Genomic DNA, 17,049 nt, shown 5'->3' with positions numbered 1-17,049 from the left:
TACCGGCTGTGGATGGGCTGCTGACCTCGGGACAGGATGCCGGAACGGCGCGCACGCGTCCGGAGGAAGATGCCTTGCATCGCCTCGCGGTGGTCCTTCAGGACGATCTGACGGAAACGAACCGCACCATCCTCGCGCGCATGGCGAGCGATGTGGAACTGATCCCGCAACTTGCTGCGCATCTGATCGCCGCGGGTGGCAAGCGGCTGCGGCCGCTTCTCACACTCGCCGCGGCGCGTCTCTGCGGCTATCGCGGCGAGCGGCATATCCACCTCGCCGCATGTGTCGAATTCATCCACACAGCCACGCTGCTGCATGACGATGTGGTGGATGAAAGCGGCCTCCGCCGCGGGCTCGCGAGCGCGAACGCCGTGTTTGGCAACAAGGCTTCGGTGCTGGTGGGGGATTTCCTGTTTGCCCGTGCCTTCGAGCTGATGGTCGAGGACGGCTCGCTGGACGTGCTGCGAATTCTCTGCAACGCCTCGGCTACCATCGCCGAGGGCGAGGTGCTCCAGCTTACGACCCAGAATGATCTCAGCACGGACATTCCGCGCTATTTCAAGGTGATCGAGGGCAAGACCGCGGCGCTGTTCGCGGCGGCGTGCGAGGTGGGCGGTGTTGTTGCCGACCGTGACTCTGCGGTGTGCGGCGCGCTTGCCGGCTACGGCGCGGCGCTCGGCATGGCGTTCCAGCTCGTCGATGACGCACTCGATTATGCGGCCGACCAGAACGAACTGGGCAAGACCGTCGGCGACGATTTCCGCGAAGGCAAGCTGACCTATCCGGTCCTGGTGGCCTATGCGGCGGGCGATGGTCCTGAGCGCGCGTTCTGGCGCCGTACCATCGAGGACGGCGAGCAGACCGAAACCGATCTCGCCACAGCTCTCGATCTGATCCGCAGGCATGACGCCATCGGCCAGACCATCCGCGAGGCCGACGCATTCGCGCGCAAGGCGAAGGACGCACTGGCCACGCTGCCGGACGATCCGCTGCGCGCCCTGATGATGGAGGCGGCTGATTATGCCGTCTCCCGCCATCGCTGAACCCGCTACCCGGAGAGACGCCACATGACCACGCCGCATCTGCGCGGACGCTGTGCCGAATGGGGCCGGATGAGCCGGGCGGAGCGTGACCGCGCCTATGACAATTCGGCGGCCGTTCCCGAAAGCCCGGCGCTGAACGAGGCACGGATCGCCGCCTCGCGCGAATTCCGCGCCCGCCATGCCGCCGGGCTCGATCTGCGGTACGGCCCGCGTGAGCGCAATCTCTGGGACATCTACGCCGCGGAAGATCCCAACGCCCCCTGCCTCGTGTTCATCCACGGTGGCTACTGGCAGCGAAACCGGCGCGAGGATTTCGCCTGCCTGGCCGAGGGGGTGCGCGCCCATGGCTGGTCCTGTGCCCTGCCAGGCTATACCCTGGCACCCGAGATCACGCTGGCGGACATTGTCGCCGAAATCCACCAGGCACTGGATTGGCTGGCGGGACATGGCGCCGCGCACGGCGTCGCTGGCCCGGTCGTGCTGTCGGGTTGGTCTGCCGGCGGGCATCTCGCGGCGATGGGGCTGCGCCATCCGCGGGTGACGGCGGGGTTTGCCATTTCCGGCGTGTTCGAACTCGGGCCGCTGCGCGACACCTACCTCAACGAGAAGCTGCGCCTGACCGACGAGGAAGCCGCGACGCTGTCGCCCCTGCGCCTGCCGGTCGTGAACAAGCCCCTCGCGATCGCCTACGGCACGCGTGAACTGGCGGCGCTGGTTACCGACAGCCGCGATCTGCACGCCCTGCGTGCCGCCAGTCATGCGCCGGGGCCGCTCCTGCCTGTGGCCGGCGCCGACCATTTCACCATCCTCGATCAGCTGCGCCGGCCGGATGGGGAACTGACGAGAGCCACGCTCGGCCTGTTGCCTCAGAGATAGGGCAGGAGCAAGCGCGCGGCCGCGTCGCGTAGCGGCGCGAATGGCCCTGTCTCGAGCCCCTGCCGTAATGGTGCCGCCGCCGCCACTTTCGAGTCGATCAACGCGTCGATCCTGGCGCAGACGACCGGATCGTAGCATTCGAGATCGAACTCAAAATTGAGCCGCAGGCTCCGCGTGTCCCAGTTCGAGCTGCCGATCAGGCACCAGGCGCCGTCCACCGTCACCAGCTTGGCGTGGTTGAACGGCGCTGCGCCGAGCCGCACATGCGGGCGGATGGCGCGGAAGAAGCGCAGATGCGCGCGCATCGCCCAGTCCATCAACCGGTGATCGCTCCGCTCCGGGATCACGATCTGCAACTCGACCCCGCGGAGCGCGGCCTGGGCAAGGGCGAACTCCAGCTGCGGATCAGGCAGGAAATAGGGGGTGACGATCCTGATCCGCCGTTCCGCAAGGGTGATCGCAGCACCGAGAATCGTCTCGAGGTTGAACAGGTCGCCATCCGGTCCGGAGCGGATGCCGCGCGCGGGCGTCACGCCGGCCTCGCCGATCTGCGGCCACCAGGCCGGACCTTCGAGCGTCTCGCCGGTTGTGAACAGCCAGTCCTGGGCGAAGCTGGCCATCAGTTGCCGTGTGGCCGGCCCTTCCACGCGAAGGTGAACATCGTCCACCCGGTCGGACGGATCGTCGGGGGCGAGATTCTCGGCGCCGATGTTCAGCCCGCCGGTGAAGCCGGCGCCGCCGTCGATCACCAGCAGCTTCTTGTGGTTGCGCAGGTTCAGCAGCGGCATCCGCCACGGCGCCCAGCTGTGCAGGAACTTCGCGCAGGGCACACCGGCTCGTCGCAGCGCGCGAAAGGCGGGCGCGCGCAGATAGCCGCCGCCGACGCCATCGATCAGCACACGAACCTCGACCCCCCGCTCATGCGCCGCGGCAAGGGCGGCGACGAAGGTCCGGCCGACGCGGTCATCGCGGAAAATGTAGGATGCGAGTGCGATGCTGTGTCGTGCCGCGCGGATCGCCTCCAGCATCGCCGGATAGGCCTTGGATCCGCCGTGGTGGATGGCAACGGCGTTGCCCGATTGCAGGGGAACGCCGGTGACCCGCTGGCCGACCCGGGCGAGCGCCTGTATGGCGGGTTGCGCGTCGGGCGGTGTCGCTTCGCCGAAACTGACATCGAGCGAGTCGGTGCGGACGGAGAGGCGGCTCGCGCGCCGGTTGATCCGGTTGATGCCGAAGGCAAGGTAAAGCGGGCCGCCAATCACTGCCGACAGCCAGGCGATCGCGATCCAGCCGAGGGCCGCCCGTACATCCGCCTTGCGCAGCAGCGCGTGCCGCGTCACCGCCAAGGCGACTCCGCAATGAATCAGCAGGAGCAGGAAAATCAGCGGCCGCATCCGCGCCGTTCGTCATTGGCTGCCATGCCGCCATGCATACACAAGATGGGCGGGGAGGCTACCATATCATTCGCATTGTCCTGCCGTCAGCCGGCCTGACGGCGTGCTCAAAGGGAGGTTTGCCGATGCGCCTGATCAGCTGGAACCTGCTCCGCCGCGTGGGCGCCGAGGCCCGCGAGGTCGCGGCGCTGATCGAGGATTACCGGCCCGACCTGATGCTGATGCAGGAAGCGACCGAGTCGATTGCCCAGGTCACCGATCTTTGCGGCGGATGGTTCTATCGCGCGCCGATGCAGGGGCGGATCTACGGGCTTGCCGTCTGGAGTCCCGCACCGCTGGCTGAGCCCGGCACGGTGCGGTTGCCGGCTTCGGTCATGCCCGGAAGGGTGCCGCCGCGCCTCGCCCTGCTGGTGGAGGCGCAGGGAATCACCTTCGCCAACGTCCATCTCTCGCACGGGCAGATGCTCAACCGCCTGCAGCTTCGCCATATCGCCCGGCAGATCGACGGCCCGGCGGTGATCGTTGGCGACTACAATGCGGTGGGCCCGATCCGGCTCAGGGGATATCGAGATGTCGGCCCGAGGCAGACCACCTGCCGCGCCGGCGAGATGGTGCCGTTCCGGCTCGACCGTTGCATGGTGCGCGACCTGCACGCGCATGAGGCCCGGGTGCTCGGCCGCGGCAGTTCCGATCATCACCCGATCGTGGTGACACTCGCCGCCGCCGCCGCCGAAGGCTGATCCGGCGCGGGCAGGAAGGGCAGGGCAGCAGGCCGGATCACCCGTGCGGCGATGAGCTGCAGATCGGCGGCAGCGAGCGTTTCCCGCCGCAGCAGATCATCCGCCACCTCGTCGAGCAGGGCACGATTCTGCCGCAGGATGAGACGCGCCGCCTCGAACGCTGTATCGAGAATATCCCGCACCGCGGCGTCGATCGCATCCGCCGTCTGCTCGCCGTAGCGGCGTGGCCTGAGATCGGTGGCCGAGGCACCGCCGAGCCAGGCGCTGCCTGAGTCCGTTTCATAGGCCACGAGGCCGAGTTCCGGCACCATGCCATAGCGCAGCACCATGCTGCGGGCGATCTCGGTGGCCTTCACGAAGTCATCCGCCGCCCCGGTCGAAACCTCGTCGAATACCAGGGATTCGGCGGCGCGGCCCGCCAGCAGCACCGTCATCCGCTGGAACAGTTCCCGCCGGTCCATCAGGTAACGGTCCTCCAGCGGGCGCTGGATGGTGTAGCCGAGGGCGGCGATCCCGCGCGGGATGATCGAGATCTTCTGCACAGGATCGGCGCCCGGCAGCGCCATGGCGACAAGCGCATGGCCGGTTTCGTGATGGGCGACGATGTCCCGCTCGTGCGGGTTGAGCAGCCGGTTGCGCTTCTCCAGCCCGGCGACGATGCGCTCGATCGCCTGGTTGAAATCCTCCAGCGTCACGGCATCGGCCCGGCGCCGGGTGGCGAGCAGCGCGGCCTCGTTCACCAGATTGGCGAGATCCGCGCCGGTGAAGCCCGGCGTCAGCGCCGCGACCTGCTCGATCGAGACATCCGGAGCAAGGGTGATGCGCTTCGCATGGATGGTCAGGATGGCAATGCGTCCCTTGCGGTCCGGCCGGTCGACCAGCACCTGGCGGTCGAACCGACCTGCACGCAGCAGCGCCGCGTCGAGAATTTCGGGGCGGTTGGTCGCGGCAAGGAGAACGACGCCGGTGCTGCTGTCGAACCCGTCGAGTTCGGTCAGCAACTGGTTCAGCGTCTGCTCTTTCTCGTCGTGCCCGCCGCCGGTGAAAATGCCGCCACGCGCGCGGCCGAGCGCATCGAGTTCGTCGATGAAGACGATCGCCGGCGCCTGCCGTCGCGCCTGCTCGAACAGGTCGCGCACGCGGGCCGCGCCGACGCCGACGAACATCTCGACGAATTCCGATCCCGAAATCGAGAAGAAGGTCACGCCGGCCTCGCCGGCGACGGCGCGCGCGAGCAGCGTCTTGCCTGTTCCTGGCGGGCCAACCAGCAGGATCCCCTTGGGAACGCGCGCGCCGAGGCGGCCGTATTCCTTCGGATTCCGGAGGAAATCGACCACTTCCTGTAGCTCGGCCTTCGCCTCGTCGACGCCGGCAACGTCGGCAAAGGTCACCTTGATATCCTTCTCGACATAGATTTTCGCCCGGCTTTTGCCGATCGACATCATGCCGCCGACACCGGACTCCCCGGACATGCGGCGGATCAGGAACAGCCAGATGAACGCGAAGAGGAAGATCGGCAGCACCCAGCCAAGCGCGCGCTCGAGCAGGGTGGGCCCCGGCGTCGCCGCGAAGCTGATCCCGGTCTTTTCGAGTGTCGCGGCTAGCGCCGGTTCGACCCTGTTGGTTTCGAATGTCGCCGGTGTTTTCGCCGGCGGCTTGGTGAAGCGGCCGGTGATCCTATCCTGGTCGATCCGGAGGTCGGCAACACCCCCCGACTTCGCAAGGGTGAGGAATTCGCTGTAGGGAATCACCTTCACGTCTGGCGGACGGGTGAGGAGGTTCTGGATCAGCAGCACACCGATCACGGCGGCGATGAGAAACCAGAAATTGATCTTGTGCTCGCGCTTGATGTCCATATCCGTCCGACCCGGAAATTGTCCCGCCAGTTTAGCAGCGATCTCCGGTCCCGCCTTGAGCGGGATCAAATGACGGTTTCGTTGAATTATTATCAATAAAGAACGAAATTTCATGCGGAGCTGCCGCCGGTCAGACGTGAATTGACAAGGCGTCGGACCGGTTCGACAGTTCAACGACACGGCAGACGAAGGGGAACACGTCATGCTCGAGTCCGCGGCCAGGTTTGGGATGATCGTTGCGGCGCCGGGCGCCAGATCGATGCCGGTGAAGGCGGCGTCCGCTTCTGGCTATGGAGCGGGATTATCGGGAGTTCGGTCATGAGCCCGGCGAACGACGCGACGGGGCGGGGCCACGGATCGGTGACCGTGCGCCACGGACCAGGCCGCGATGCGCTGCTCGATGGGATCGCCGGCGCAATTCGGCGCAGCCTGCAAGGCCCCCTCGCGGACGCGGCCTGCGGTTTTCTCGATCATTACGCAGCGGGCATCGCCACAGCCGATCTCGCCGCCCGGCCCGCGGAGGACGTCGCGGCGGCGGCACTCTCGCTCTGGTCCTTCGCGCAGGAGCGGCGGCCGGGTGAAAGCCTGCTGCGCGTGTTCAATCCGCGCGGCGGCGGCGCAGGCTGGGGCAACGCCAATGCCGTGCTGGAACTGATCAACGACGACCGCCCATTTCTTGTGGAATCCGCTCTTGCGGTGCTGCAAAGCCTGGAACAGCCTGTTCATGCCCTGGTCCATCCGGTGCTCACGGTCGAGCGCGACGCGGACGGCGCGCTGCGCGGGATCGGCGCGGGCCGGCCAGAGTCGATGATCCAGATCGCCTTCGGCCCCGAAACCGATCCGACCCGGCTCGATGCGATCGCCCAGGACATTCGCCGCGCGATGCAGGATGCCACCGCCGCCGTCGCCGATGCGGAGGCAATGCACCAGCGCCTGCACGAGCGTTTCGCCGCTCTTGCCGAGGGGCCGGAGCGCGACCTGCTCGGCTGGATCGCCAATGACAATTTCATCCTGCTTGGGCTGCAGGAGATCGGACTCGGGCGCGATTACGCGCTCGTGCCGGATGGCGCGGGACTCGGCGTGCTGCGCGCGGATGACGTCGCCCTGTTCGACATCCTGCGCGATGCCGCTGCCTGGCGCGCGGTGGCCGAGGAGGCGCTCGCGCGGTTCGACCGCGTGGCGGTGGCCAAGGCCGATATCAGCAGCCGCGTGCAGCGCGCCCAACTTTATGACGTCGTCGTGGTGAAGACCTGCGATGCGAGCGGCCACCCGGTCGGCCTCACCCTGTTCGCCGGCCTGTTCGCCCCGGACTCCTACAACCGCAACCCTCGCAGCATCCCCATGCTGCGCGAAAAGGTTGAGCGGATCATGCAGGACTCCGGCGTCGATCCCTCGGGGCATGACGGCCGCGCGCTGCGGCACATTCTCGATACCTGGCCGCGGGACGACCTTTTCCAGGGCCTGCCCGATGAAATCATCGCCGCGGCGATGCGGGTGATGGGGCTGCAGGTGCGGCCGGAACTGGCGCTGTTCCTGCGTCGGGATCCGTTCGGGCGGCACATCTCCGCCATCGTGTTCGTCCCGCGCGATCGGTTCGACACCGCGCTGCGCCACGCGCTCTCCGGCATGATCAACCGTGCCGCCGGCGGCGAACTGGTCGGTTACGCGACCGCGATGGGTGACGGGCCGCTGGCACGGGTGAATTTCATCATCGCCGCTGACCCCAAGCGGGCCCGGGCACTGGATGTCGCGGCGCTCGAGGCCGCAATGAAAGAGGCCGCGCGCAGTTTCCGAGAAAGACTGGCCGACGCGCTGACCGGCGAACAGGGCGACGTGACGGCGGCGGCGACCCTTGCCGAATGGGGCGATGCTTTCCCGCCGGAATATGCGGCATCCACCCCGGCCCATATCGCCGTGCGCGACATCGAGGCTGCCGCCGCGGCGCGCGCCGCCGGCCGGTTCCGCCTCGCCCTTGTGCGGCCGTTCGGCATGGCGGACGACCGCGTGGTGCTCAAGCTGTTCCGCGCCGGCGAGGCCGTGCCGCTCTCGGACATCGTGCCGCTGATCGAAAGCCTTGGCCTGCGGGTGATCGAGGAGGTGCCTTACCGGCTCGCGGCCCGCGGCGGTGTGGTCATGCTTCAGCGCCTCACGCTGGAGACCGCGGATCGCGAGGCCTTCGACCTGACCGGACGGGCCAGCGCGGTGCTGGAGGCAATCGAGGCCGAATCGGACCACCGGGCCGAGGTCGATGGATTCAACCGCCTGATCCTGCGCGCCGGGCTCGACTGGCGCGAAGTATGGCTGATGCGCGCCATGTTCAAATGGTGCCGCCAGGTGCGCGCGCCGTTCAGCCAGAACGCGGTGGAGGCAGCGCTTGCCGCCAATCCGGCGGCGACCCGGCTGCTGGTCGAACTGTTCCACATCCGCTTCGATCCTGACCGGAATCGCGATCCGGAGGCCGAGGCGGCGCTGGATGCGCGCTGGCGCGACCTGCTCGATGCCGTTGCCAGCCCCGAGGAAGATCGCATCCTCCGCCGCTACCGCCGGCTGCTGGACGCGGTGCTGCGCACCAATTTCCACGATGCCGCAACGCCGGTGATCGCCCTCAAGATCGACAGCGCGCGCGCCGGCGACATGCCGCTGCCGCGGCCGATGTTCGAGATCTTCGTGCATGGCGCTCGGATGGAGGGCTGCCATCTGCGCGGCGGCATGATCGCGCGCGGCGGCATCCGCTGGTCGGACCGGCGGGATGATTTCCGCACGGAAATTCTGAGCCTGATGAAGGCACAAATGGTCAAGAACGTCGTCATCGTGCCGGTCGGGGCGAAGGGCGGGTTCGTGCTCAAGCGCCCGCCGACGCCGACCGGCGATGCGAATGCCGATCGCGAGGCGTTCATGGCCGAGGGCATCGCCTGCTACCGGCTGCTCATCAATGCGATGCTCGATGTGACGGACAATCTGGCGGGCGGCACGGTGGTCGCCCCGCCGCGCATCGTCCGGCGCGATGGCGACGACCCCTATCTCGTCGTCGCCGCCGACAAGGGCACCGCGACCTTCAGCGACATCGCCAACGAGATCGCCGTCTCGCGCGGCTTCTGGCTGGGCGACGCCTTCGCCTCCGGCGGCTCGGTCGGCTACGACCACAAGGCGATGGGCATCACCGCGCGCGGCGCCTGGGTGAACATCGCGCGGCATTTCGACGAATTGGGTCACGACATCCAGCGCGAGGACTTCACCTGTGCCGGCGTCGGCGACATGTCGGGCGACGTCTTCGGCAACGGCCTGCTGGTCAGCCGTCACACGAAGCTGCTGGCCGCATTCGATCATCGCCATATCTTCCTCGATCCCGATCCTGATCCGGCGAAGAGCTACGAGGAACGCCGACGGCTGTTCGGGCTGAAGCGCTCGTCATGGGCGGATTACGACCCCGCGCTGATCAGCGAGGGCGGCGGCGTGTTCCCGCGCAACGCGAAAACGGTGACGCTGAGTGCCGTGGCGGCCTCTATGCTCGGCCTCGAGGCCGGCGCGCACGAGCCCGAGCTTGTTCTGCGCGCCATCCTGACCATGCGGGTCGATCTGCTCTATTTCGGCGGGATCGGCACCTATGTGAAGGCGGGAACGGAAAGCCAGGCCGATGCCGGCGACCGCGCGAACGATGCCATTCGCGTCGATGGCCGACACATCCGCGCCCGGGTCGTCGGCGAGGGCGCCAATCTCGGCGTCACCCAGGCGGGACGGATCGAGGCAGCGCAGGCCGGCGTGCGGATCAATACCGATGCCCTCGACAATTCCGCTGGTGTTTCGACCTCCGACCACGAGGTGAACATCAAGATCCTGCTGGCGAGCGTGATGGAGGCCGGCAAGCTCACGGCGCACCAGCGCGTCGACCTGCTAGGCTCGATGACGGACGAGGTGGCGGCGCTCGTGCTGCGCGACAATCACCAGCAGTCGCAGGCGATCTCGCTCGATGCGCTCGGCGGTGCTGCCGATCTCCCGGCGCAGAACGCGCTGATGAGCCAGCTGGAAGCAGCCGGCGTGCTCGACCGCGCAGTGGCCGGCCTGCCGGACGCGGCGGCGATGGCCGCGCGCGCGGCTTCTGGCCAAGCCCTGACCCGGCCCGAGCTCTGCACCCTGATGGCACACGCCAAGCTGCATGTCGGCGCGATGATCGATGCTTCGCCGCTGGTCGACGAACCGGCGCTCGGGCACCTGCTGGCCGATTACTTTCCGCACACGCTGCGCGAGCGGTTCCGGGCGGAAATCGACGACCACCGGTTGCGGCGTGCGCTGATCGGCACGGCGGTGACCAACGAGCTGATCAACCGGATGGGGGCCGCGGCTTTCGGGCGGATCGCGCTCGAATCCGGGCAGGAACCGCCGGCGATAGCCTGCGCGGCGCTGATCGCCTCCGCCGCGTTCGACCTGCCGTCCCGCTACCGTGAGATCGAGGCGCTGGGCATGGCGGTGCCGGCGGCGCAGCGCCTCGGGATGCTTTTCGCCCTGCGCCGCCTGCAGGAAGCCGCCGCGCGCACCCTGCTGGCCGGCCCGCCTCTGGGGCCGATCGGCGACGAGGTCGAGGCTCTGCGCTTCGGCCTCGCGGATCTGGCCGCCTCGGCCTGTGCCCGGCTTGAGGAGTCCGAGGACGTGCAAGCCCTGACCGCGCATGGCGTTCCGCTGCCGCTCGCGACCTTCACGGTGGCGCTGCCGGAGCTGATGGTGGCGCCGATCGTGGTGCGGCTCGCGGCCCGGCACGACCGGGCGATCGAAATGGTCCGCGCGGTCTGGACGGATGCCGGCGAGGTGTTCGCGCTGAACCCGTTGCGCGCGGCCCTTGGCGCCGTTCCGACCGCGGGCGGCTGGACGACGCGGGCCGTCGCCGCGCTGGCGGACGAGCTGAACGAAATCCAGGGCGCCCTGGTGGAAGCGGCGCTCGACGGCGGCGGCGATCCGGCGGCGCTGCGTTTCGCGTTGGGTCGCCCGGCCGAGAGCGCCATCGCGCTCGCGCATGATGTGGCGCTGATGCCCGATCTCGCCGCCCTGATCGTCGCCGTGCGGGGGCTCCGCCGGCTGCGCGGCTGAAGCCGGACGGCGCCGCTCAGGTAGCGGCGCCGTCCGGCTTCTCGATCAGATGGTTGGCGAATCGCGCGCGTAATTCGGTCTTGAGCAGCTTGCCCGTCGCGCCGTGCGGCAACTCGTCGACGAAGATCACGTCGTCCGGCACTGCCCAGCGCGCGACCTTGCCCTCATAGACCGAGAGCAGTTCCTCGCGGGTGGCGCTCGCGCCTGGCTTCAACGCGACGATCACCACCGGCCGCTCATCCCATTTCGGATGCTTTGCCGCGATCGCCGCCGCCTCGGCGACCGCCGGGTGACTGACCGCGATGTTCTCGATATCGATCGAGCTAATCCATTCGCCGCCCGACTTGATCAGGTCCTTGCTCCGATCGGTGAGAATCACGAACCCGTCAGGATCGATCATCCCGACATCGCCGGTCGGAAACCAGCCGTCCTCGGTGGTGCCTTTCGGCATCCGGTAATAGCCGGTGGTCACCCAGTGGCCGCGTAGCTCGATGTCGCCGGCGGTCTCACCGTCCCACGGCACTTCCTCCGCGCCGCGCCGCGCCCGCAGGTCGATCCCGAACAGCACCCGACCCTGGCTCAGCCGCTGGCGCCGCGCGGTCGCGGCGTCAACCTCGGGCACCGGGGTCGCGACCGTGGCGATCGGGCTGCTCTCTGTCATGCCCCAGGCGTGGACGATGGTGACGCCGAGTTCGTCATAGGCGTCGAACAGCGCCTCCGGACAGGCCGACCCGCCGACGACCATGCGTTCAAGCGTGGTGAACCGCGCCCCGGTCTTGCGGACATGAGCGAGCACGCCCAGCCAGACCGTCGGCACGCCCGAGGCGCACGTAACACGCTCGCCCTCGATCAGTTCATAAAGGCTCTGCCCGTCGAGAAAACGCCCCGGCATCACCAGCGATGTGCCGGCGGCGGCGGCGGCATAGGGCAGGGACCAGGCGTTGACATGGAACATCGGCACCACCGGCATCAGCCGGTCGGCCGCCTTGAGGCCGATCGCATCCGCCGCGTTTACTGCCATCGCCTTCAGTACGGTGGAGCGATGGGTATAGAGAACGCCCTTCGGCCGCCCCGTCGTGCCCGAGGTGTAGCAGAGGCCGCTGGCCGTCCGCTCGTCGAACCGGGGCCAGTCGTATTCGTCGGTCTCGGCGCCGATCAGGCTTTCGTAGTCGGTGATCGCAATGCCGGCGGGCAGGGCAATGCCGGGCAGGTCCGCCGCGTCGCAGAGAAACACCACCTGGCGGAGCAGGCCCGGCGGCAGCTTGCCGGCGACCTGCTCCACCAGGGATGCGAAATCCGCCTCGGCGAACAGCACGCCATCCTCGGCGTGTTCGAGGATATAGGCGATGTCGTCGGGTGCCAGGCGCGGATTGACGGTGTTGACCACGGCGCCCGAGCCGGAAATCGCGAAATAGAGCTCGACATGGCGGTGGTTGTTCCAGGCGAGAGTGGCGACGCGATCCCCCGGCCGCACACCGAGCCGGCCAAGCGCGCGAGCGAGCTGGCGGGCCCGCCGCGCCGTATCCACCCAGGTCTGGCGATGAATGCCGCCGGCGAGGCGGGAGACGATTTCCGCCCGCGGATGATGCCGGGCGGCGTGGACCAGAAAGTCCGAGATCATCAGGTCGTGGTGCTGCATCAGGCCCAGCATGGACGGCTCCCATTCTTTGGATTCTTTGTGCGCGAAACATGCTTCAAACCATCGGCGCGCGCAATCGCCGGACGATGCGGCCGGTCAGAACCGCTCGACCCAGGGCCTGAGCTCGATCTCCGAGGTCCAGGCGCTGCGTGGCTGGTGCAGGACATGAAGATAGGTCTCGGCGATGGCCTCCGGGTCGAGCAGGCTGTCCGGCGCATCCGCCGGCACCGGGCGGCTGGCGGAGCGGATGCCGCCATCGATGACGAAATGCGCGACATGGATGTCCTTCGGCGCGAGTTCCCGTGCCATGCTCTGGGCAAGGCCACGCAGGGCGAACTTGCCCATCGCGAAGGCGGCCGACTCCGCATAGCCCTTCACGCTGGCCGAGGCGCCGGTGAACAGGATGGCGCCGTTTCCGGCGTCCAGCATCCGCCGCGCCGCGTGCTGGCCGACGAGAAAGCCGCCGAAGGCCGAAACCGCGAGGGCGCGCGCAACCGCCTCGGGATCGAGTGAGGCGACCGGGCCGCGCACCCGGCCGGAGGCGTTGTAGACCACCACATCCGGCGCGCCGCCGCCGGCTTCCACCTGCTCGAATAGCCCTGCGACCGCCGCCGCGTCGGCGGCATCGCAGGCGAAGGATTTCGCCCCGATATCGGCACAGAGCGGCGCGAGCTTGTCGGGATTGCGCGCGGCGAGCGCGACGCTCATCCCCTGTGCGGCGAAGCGGCGGGCGAGGGCGGCGCTCAGCCCGCTGCCGGCGCCGACGATCAGGGCGCGGCGATAACGCGGCCCGGACTGATCTGTCATTCCATCTGACCTTTCGTTGTCATACGACACAGGCGGTGGTGGCGCCGTCCATCGTGATGTTGACGCCCGTCACATAGCTGGCGCGGGGCGAGGCGAGAAACAGCACCGTATTGGCGATTTCCTCCGGCGTTGCCATCCGGCCGAGGGGAATCCGGGCAATGCCGCGGGCGCGCGCCTCGTCGATGCTGATGCCGGCGAGCCGCGCATCCGAGGCGAGGCCCTCGGCGACGCGCCCGGTCTCTGTCAGTCCCGGATTGAGGCCGACCACGCGCACACCCTGTTTCGCATAGGCGGTCGCGAGCCCGGCGGTCGCCAGCATCAGCGCCGCGTTCGCCGCCCCGCCGGCCAGATGCACGGGCGAGGCAATCTTGCCGCCATTGCCAATCACGTTGACGATCACCCCGCCGCCGCGTGCGGCCATGCGCTTCACCAGCGGATCGATCACGTTGATATAGCTGAAATATTTGGCGTCCATCGCAGCCCGCCAATGTGCCGGCGTCAGTTCGTCGGGCGGGGTGCGCCGTGCCGCGCCGGCGCTGTTGACGAGAATGTCGATCGGGCCGAGTTCGGCTTCCGCCGCCTTAATCATCGCGTCCGCTGACGCGGCGTCAGTCAGGTCGGCAGATAGCGCGGCGCGCAGGCGCAGCGTCGCTTTGGCGGCTTCGAGATTGGCCTGCTGCCGCGAGCAGATGGCGACCTCCGCGCCCTCGGCTATGAATGCAGCGGCGCAGGCGAAGCCGATGCCCTTCGAGCCGCCAGTGACGAGGACGCGCTTTCCCGCGAGCGACAGATCCATTGTTTTCTCCTTCGGTGAACTTTTTCGTCATGGTACGAATGCACGCGCGGGATGTGGGCGCACGAGGCGGAGAACGCAATTGCGCCCGCGCGGCAAACACTGCATCATCGCTTGCGCAATCCGGCATATATGCGGGTGAACACGTTCCGTTGGTGATGGAGGTGGAAGTGGCCAGGGCCAATCACTGGATTTCGAATTCAATCGTGGCACGGCGGGGCGTCGGCTGGGCCCGCAAGCCGCGTGTCCACAAGCTGACAGAGGAAATGCAGGGCCAGTATCACTACACGATCGGCCCCTATTCCGAACCCGTGCTGACGGTCGAACCGGGCGATCGCATCGTGGTCGAGACGCGCGATGCCTTCGAGGGCGCGATCCGCACCGAGCGGGACAAGCCGAGCCGCCGCCTGCGCATGCCTTTCGTCAATCCGCAGAACGGGCCGATCATGATCGAGGGCGCGGAACCCGGCGACGCGATCGCCGTGCATATCGAGCGGATGCGCCCGCGCGGCGAGGATCCGCACGGCACCTGCTGCATGATTCCGCAATTCGGCGCGCTCACCGGCACCGCGCTCACCGCGACGCTGAATCCGCCGCTGCCCGAAATCACCCGCAAGGTGCCGGTCAACGAGAAGGAGGTGCGCTGGAGCGCGCGCGTCGTGCTGCCCTATGCGCCGCATATCGGCACGCTCTCCACCTCGCCGGAAATCGACAGCATCAACTCGCTGACGCCGGGATCGCATGGCGGCAACATGGACCTGCCGGACATGGGGCCGGGCAGTATCACCTACCTGCCGGTCCGCTCGCCGGGCGCGCGGCTGTTCATCGGCGATGCCCATGCCTGCCAGGGCGATGGCGAGGTGTGCGGCACGGCGGTGGAATATGCCTCGGAAACCACCATCCGCGTCGACCTGATCAAGAACTGGGCGCTCGAATGGCCGCGGCTGGAGCGCGAGGATTTCATCATGGCGATCGGCTCCGCGCGGCCGCTGGAGGATGCGACGCGCATCGCCTATCGCGACCTCATCCTCTGGCTCGAGGCGGAATATGGATTCGGGCGGTGGGACGCCTACATGATGCTGAGCCAGTGCGGCCGGGTGCGTCTCGGCAATTTCGTCGACCCGAACTATACGGTCGGCGCCGGCATTCTGAAGAAATATATTGACGGGGAGACAGGCTGACATGGATCTCGGACTGAAGGGCAAACGCGCCGTCATTACCGGCGGCACCAAGGGGATCGGCCGTTCCGTGGCCGAGCTGCTGGCGCAGGAAGGCACCGATGTCGCGATCTGCGCGCGCAACGCGCAGGAGGTCGAAAGCGCGGTGGCGGAGCTGCGCCGCGCGGGCGTGCGCGCCACCGGCCGCGCCGTGGACGTTTCGGATCATGCTGCGCTGGCGACCTGGATCGCCGATGTCGGTGTGGAGTTCGGCGGGATCGACATCGTCGTCGCCAATGTCTCGGCGCTGTCGATCGGGCAGGACGAGGCCTCGTGGCGGGCGGAATTCGAGACCGACATGATGGGCACGGTCACCGCGGTGAACGCGGCGATGCCGTTCCTCGAAAAATCCGGCGCGGCATCGGTCGTGGTGATTTCCTCGGTGTCGGGCCGCGAGGTGGATTTCGCCGCCGGCCCCTATGGCGTGTTCAAGGCGGCGCTGATCCATTACGCCAAGGGGCTGTCGTTCCAACTCGCGGGCAAGGGCATCCGCGTCAACGCGCTCTCGCCGGGCAATACCTATTTCCCCGGCGGCGTGTGGGAAAAGATCGAGCATGGCAATCCGGCGCTATTCAAGGAGGCTCTCGCCCTCAACCCGACCGGCCGCATGGGCCGGCCAGACGAGGTGGCGCGCGGCGTGGTGTTCCTCGCCAGCCCCGCGGCGAGCTTCGTCACCGGCACCAACCTGGTGGTCGACGGCGCGCTGACCCGTGGCGTGCAGTTCTGATCGCGCGCCGTCAATAACCAAAAGAAAACCCGCCCGGATCATCTCCGGGCGGGTTTGTCATTTCAGCAATGAGCCAGGTTCAGTCGTAATAGCCAGGCGCGTGCTTGAAGCTCGGCCAGGCGATCGGGTCGTGACCGGTGACCACCGTCGCACCGGTCTTCTCCGCGAGCGTGCGCAGTTTCTGCACCGAGCGCACCGTATCGACCGTGCTGGCGAGGAAGCCCGGCAGCGCCTTTTCATCCCAGTGATCGGTCGTATAGGCCGCATCCACCGTCAGCAGCATCGGTCCGGTCTTCGGCAGCGTGACCAGGAACGACTGATGCCCGGGCGCATGGCCGGGGGTGAAGACGGTGCGGATCACGCCATCGCCGTAGAGATCGTAGAAATCATCGGCGGTGCCGTTGAGGAACTGCCATTTCAGGCCGGGCTTGTCGAAATCCTTGCGAATGTAGCCGCCGGCGGCGAACCAGTCCGGCGTATAGGCATATTCGTATTCCGCCCGCTGCACGAGATGGGTCGCGTTCGGGAAGCGGCCGATCGCCCCGGTATGGTCGAGATGCAGATGCGATTGCAGCACGTAGCGCACGCTCGCCGGATCGATGCCGAGCTTCTGCAGCTGCGGCAGGCACGCCTCCTCGCGCGTCATCACCGGCAGATAGACATCGCAGACCGCCCCCCAATGCGCCCGCATGTCCTCGGCGACCTCTGCGGCATTGCCGCCATCGATCACGATGTTGCCCTTCGGATGGGTGATGAGAAACCACGGCACCGGGATCTCGTAGGGATCGTTGCCCTGGTTCATCTTGATCGAGGCGGTCACGGTCTTCAGTGTGCCGCAGCTGAACATGTAGAGCCTTATGTCTGACATTTTCCTTGCC

General features: G+C 67.7%; 12 protein-coding genes. 6 read left to right on the top strand and 6 right to left on the bottom strand.

Annotated features, from left to right (window positions below; translation table 11 throughout):
- The first annotated feature begins 8 nt into the window (after positions 1 to 8).
- The gene (locus ACMV_RS07325; RefSeq protein ID WP_013640010.1) at positions 9 to 1,043 is read left to right on the top strand and encodes a polyprenyl synthetase family protein; all 1,035 of its coding nucleotides are present in this window, start codon (positions 9 to 11) and stop codon (positions 1,041 to 1,043) included.
- 24 nt (positions 1,044 to 1,067) lie between these two features.
- Positions 1,068 to 1,919, top strand: a complete 852-nt coding sequence (locus ACMV_RS07320) for an alpha/beta hydrolase (protein WP_007422957.1) — start codon at positions 1,068 to 1,070, stop codon at positions 1,917 to 1,919.
- Here the strand turns inward: ACMV_RS07320 and ACMV_RS07315 are convergent.
- Positions 1,910 to 3,313, bottom strand: a complete 1,404-nt coding sequence (locus ACMV_RS07315) for a phospholipase D-like domain-containing protein (protein WP_013640009.1) — start codon at positions 3,311 to 3,313, stop codon at positions 1,910 to 1,912. The genes ACMV_RS07320 and ACMV_RS07315 overlap by 10 nt on opposite strands.
- A gap of 125 nt (positions 3,314 to 3,438) precedes the next feature.
- Between ACMV_RS07315 and ACMV_RS07310 the strand changes: the two genes are divergently transcribed.
- Positions 3,439 to 4,053 (top strand): endonuclease/exonuclease/phosphatase family protein, encoded by a 615-nt coding sequence (locus tag ACMV_RS07310; protein WP_011942237.1) that lies wholly within the window; start codon positions 3,439 to 3,441, stop codon positions 4,051 to 4,053.
- On the opposite strand, the gene ftsH is transcribed toward ACMV_RS07310, so the two are convergent.
- A complete protein-coding gene (gene ftsH / locus ACMV_RS07305; protein WP_011942236.1) occupies positions 4,008 to 5,909 on the bottom strand; it encodes an ATP-dependent zinc metalloprotease FtsH in 1,902 nt (633 codons plus the stop codon). The two genes, ACMV_RS07310 and ftsH, sit on opposite strands and share 46 nt — an antisense overlap.
- A 318-nt stretch (positions 5,910 to 6,227) precedes the next feature.
- Between ftsH and ACMV_RS07300 the strand changes: the two genes are divergently transcribed.
- The gene (locus tag ACMV_RS07300; protein ID WP_013640008.1) at positions 6,228 to 10,988 is read left to right on the top strand and encodes an NAD-glutamate dehydrogenase; all 4,761 of its coding nucleotides are present in this window, start codon (positions 6,228 to 6,230) and stop codon (positions 10,986 to 10,988) included.
- Positions 10,989 to 11,004: 16 nt separating this feature from the next.
- Here the strand turns inward: ACMV_RS07300 and ACMV_RS07295 are convergent, their stop codons facing one another.
- The 3 genes from ACMV_RS07295 to ACMV_RS07285 form a co-directional block, all read right to left on the bottom strand.
- A complete protein-coding gene (locus ACMV_RS07295; protein ID WP_013640007.1) occupies positions 11,005 to 12,639 on the bottom strand; it encodes a long-chain-fatty-acid--CoA ligase in 1,635 nt (544 codons plus the stop codon).
- An 84-nt stretch (positions 12,640 to 12,723) separates the two neighbouring features.
- Positions 12,724 to 13,434 (bottom strand): SDR family NAD(P)-dependent oxidoreductase, encoded by a 711-nt coding sequence (locus ACMV_RS07290; RefSeq protein WP_013640006.1) that lies wholly within the window; start codon positions 13,432 to 13,434, stop codon positions 12,724 to 12,726.
- Between the two features lie 19 nt (positions 13,435 to 13,453).
- Positions 13,454 to 14,230, bottom strand: coding sequence for an SDR family oxidoreductase (locus ACMV_RS07285; protein WP_011942232.1), 777 nt, complete (start codon positions 14,228 to 14,230; stop codon positions 13,454 to 13,456).
- Between the two features lie 155 nt (positions 14,231 to 14,385).
- Here ACMV_RS07285 and ACMV_RS07280 point away from each other — a divergent pair, with 155 nt between their 5' ends.
- Positions 14,386 to 15,408, top strand: coding sequence for an acetamidase/formamidase family protein (locus ACMV_RS07280; RefSeq protein WP_011942231.1), 1,023 nt, complete (start codon positions 14,386 to 14,388; stop codon positions 15,406 to 15,408).
- A gap of 1 nt (position 15,409) precedes the next feature.
- A complete protein-coding gene (locus ACMV_RS07275) occupies positions 15,410 to 16,171 on the top strand; it encodes an SDR family NAD(P)-dependent oxidoreductase (RefSeq protein WP_013640005.1) in 762 nt (253 codons plus the stop codon).
- Positions 16,172 to 16,250: 79 nt separating this feature from the next.
- Here the strand turns inward: ACMV_RS07275 and attM are convergent, their stop codons facing one another.
- Positions 16,251 to 17,039, bottom strand: coding sequence for an AttM family quorum-quenching N-acyl homoserine lactonase (gene attM / locus ACMV_RS07270; RefSeq protein ID WP_007422967.1), 789 nt, complete (start codon positions 17,037 to 17,039; stop codon positions 16,251 to 16,253).
- Positions 17,040 to 17,049 lie beyond the last annotated feature (10 nt).

The organism is Acidiphilium multivorum AIU301 (assembly GCF_000202835.1).
In the GTDB taxonomy this organism is placed as follows: Bacteria; Pseudomonadota; Alphaproteobacteria; order Acetobacterales; family Acetobacteraceae; genus Acidiphilium; species Acidiphilium multivorum.
Note: the sequence above shows the minus strand (reverse complement) of the source record. Positions and strands in the feature narration are given on the sequence as shown.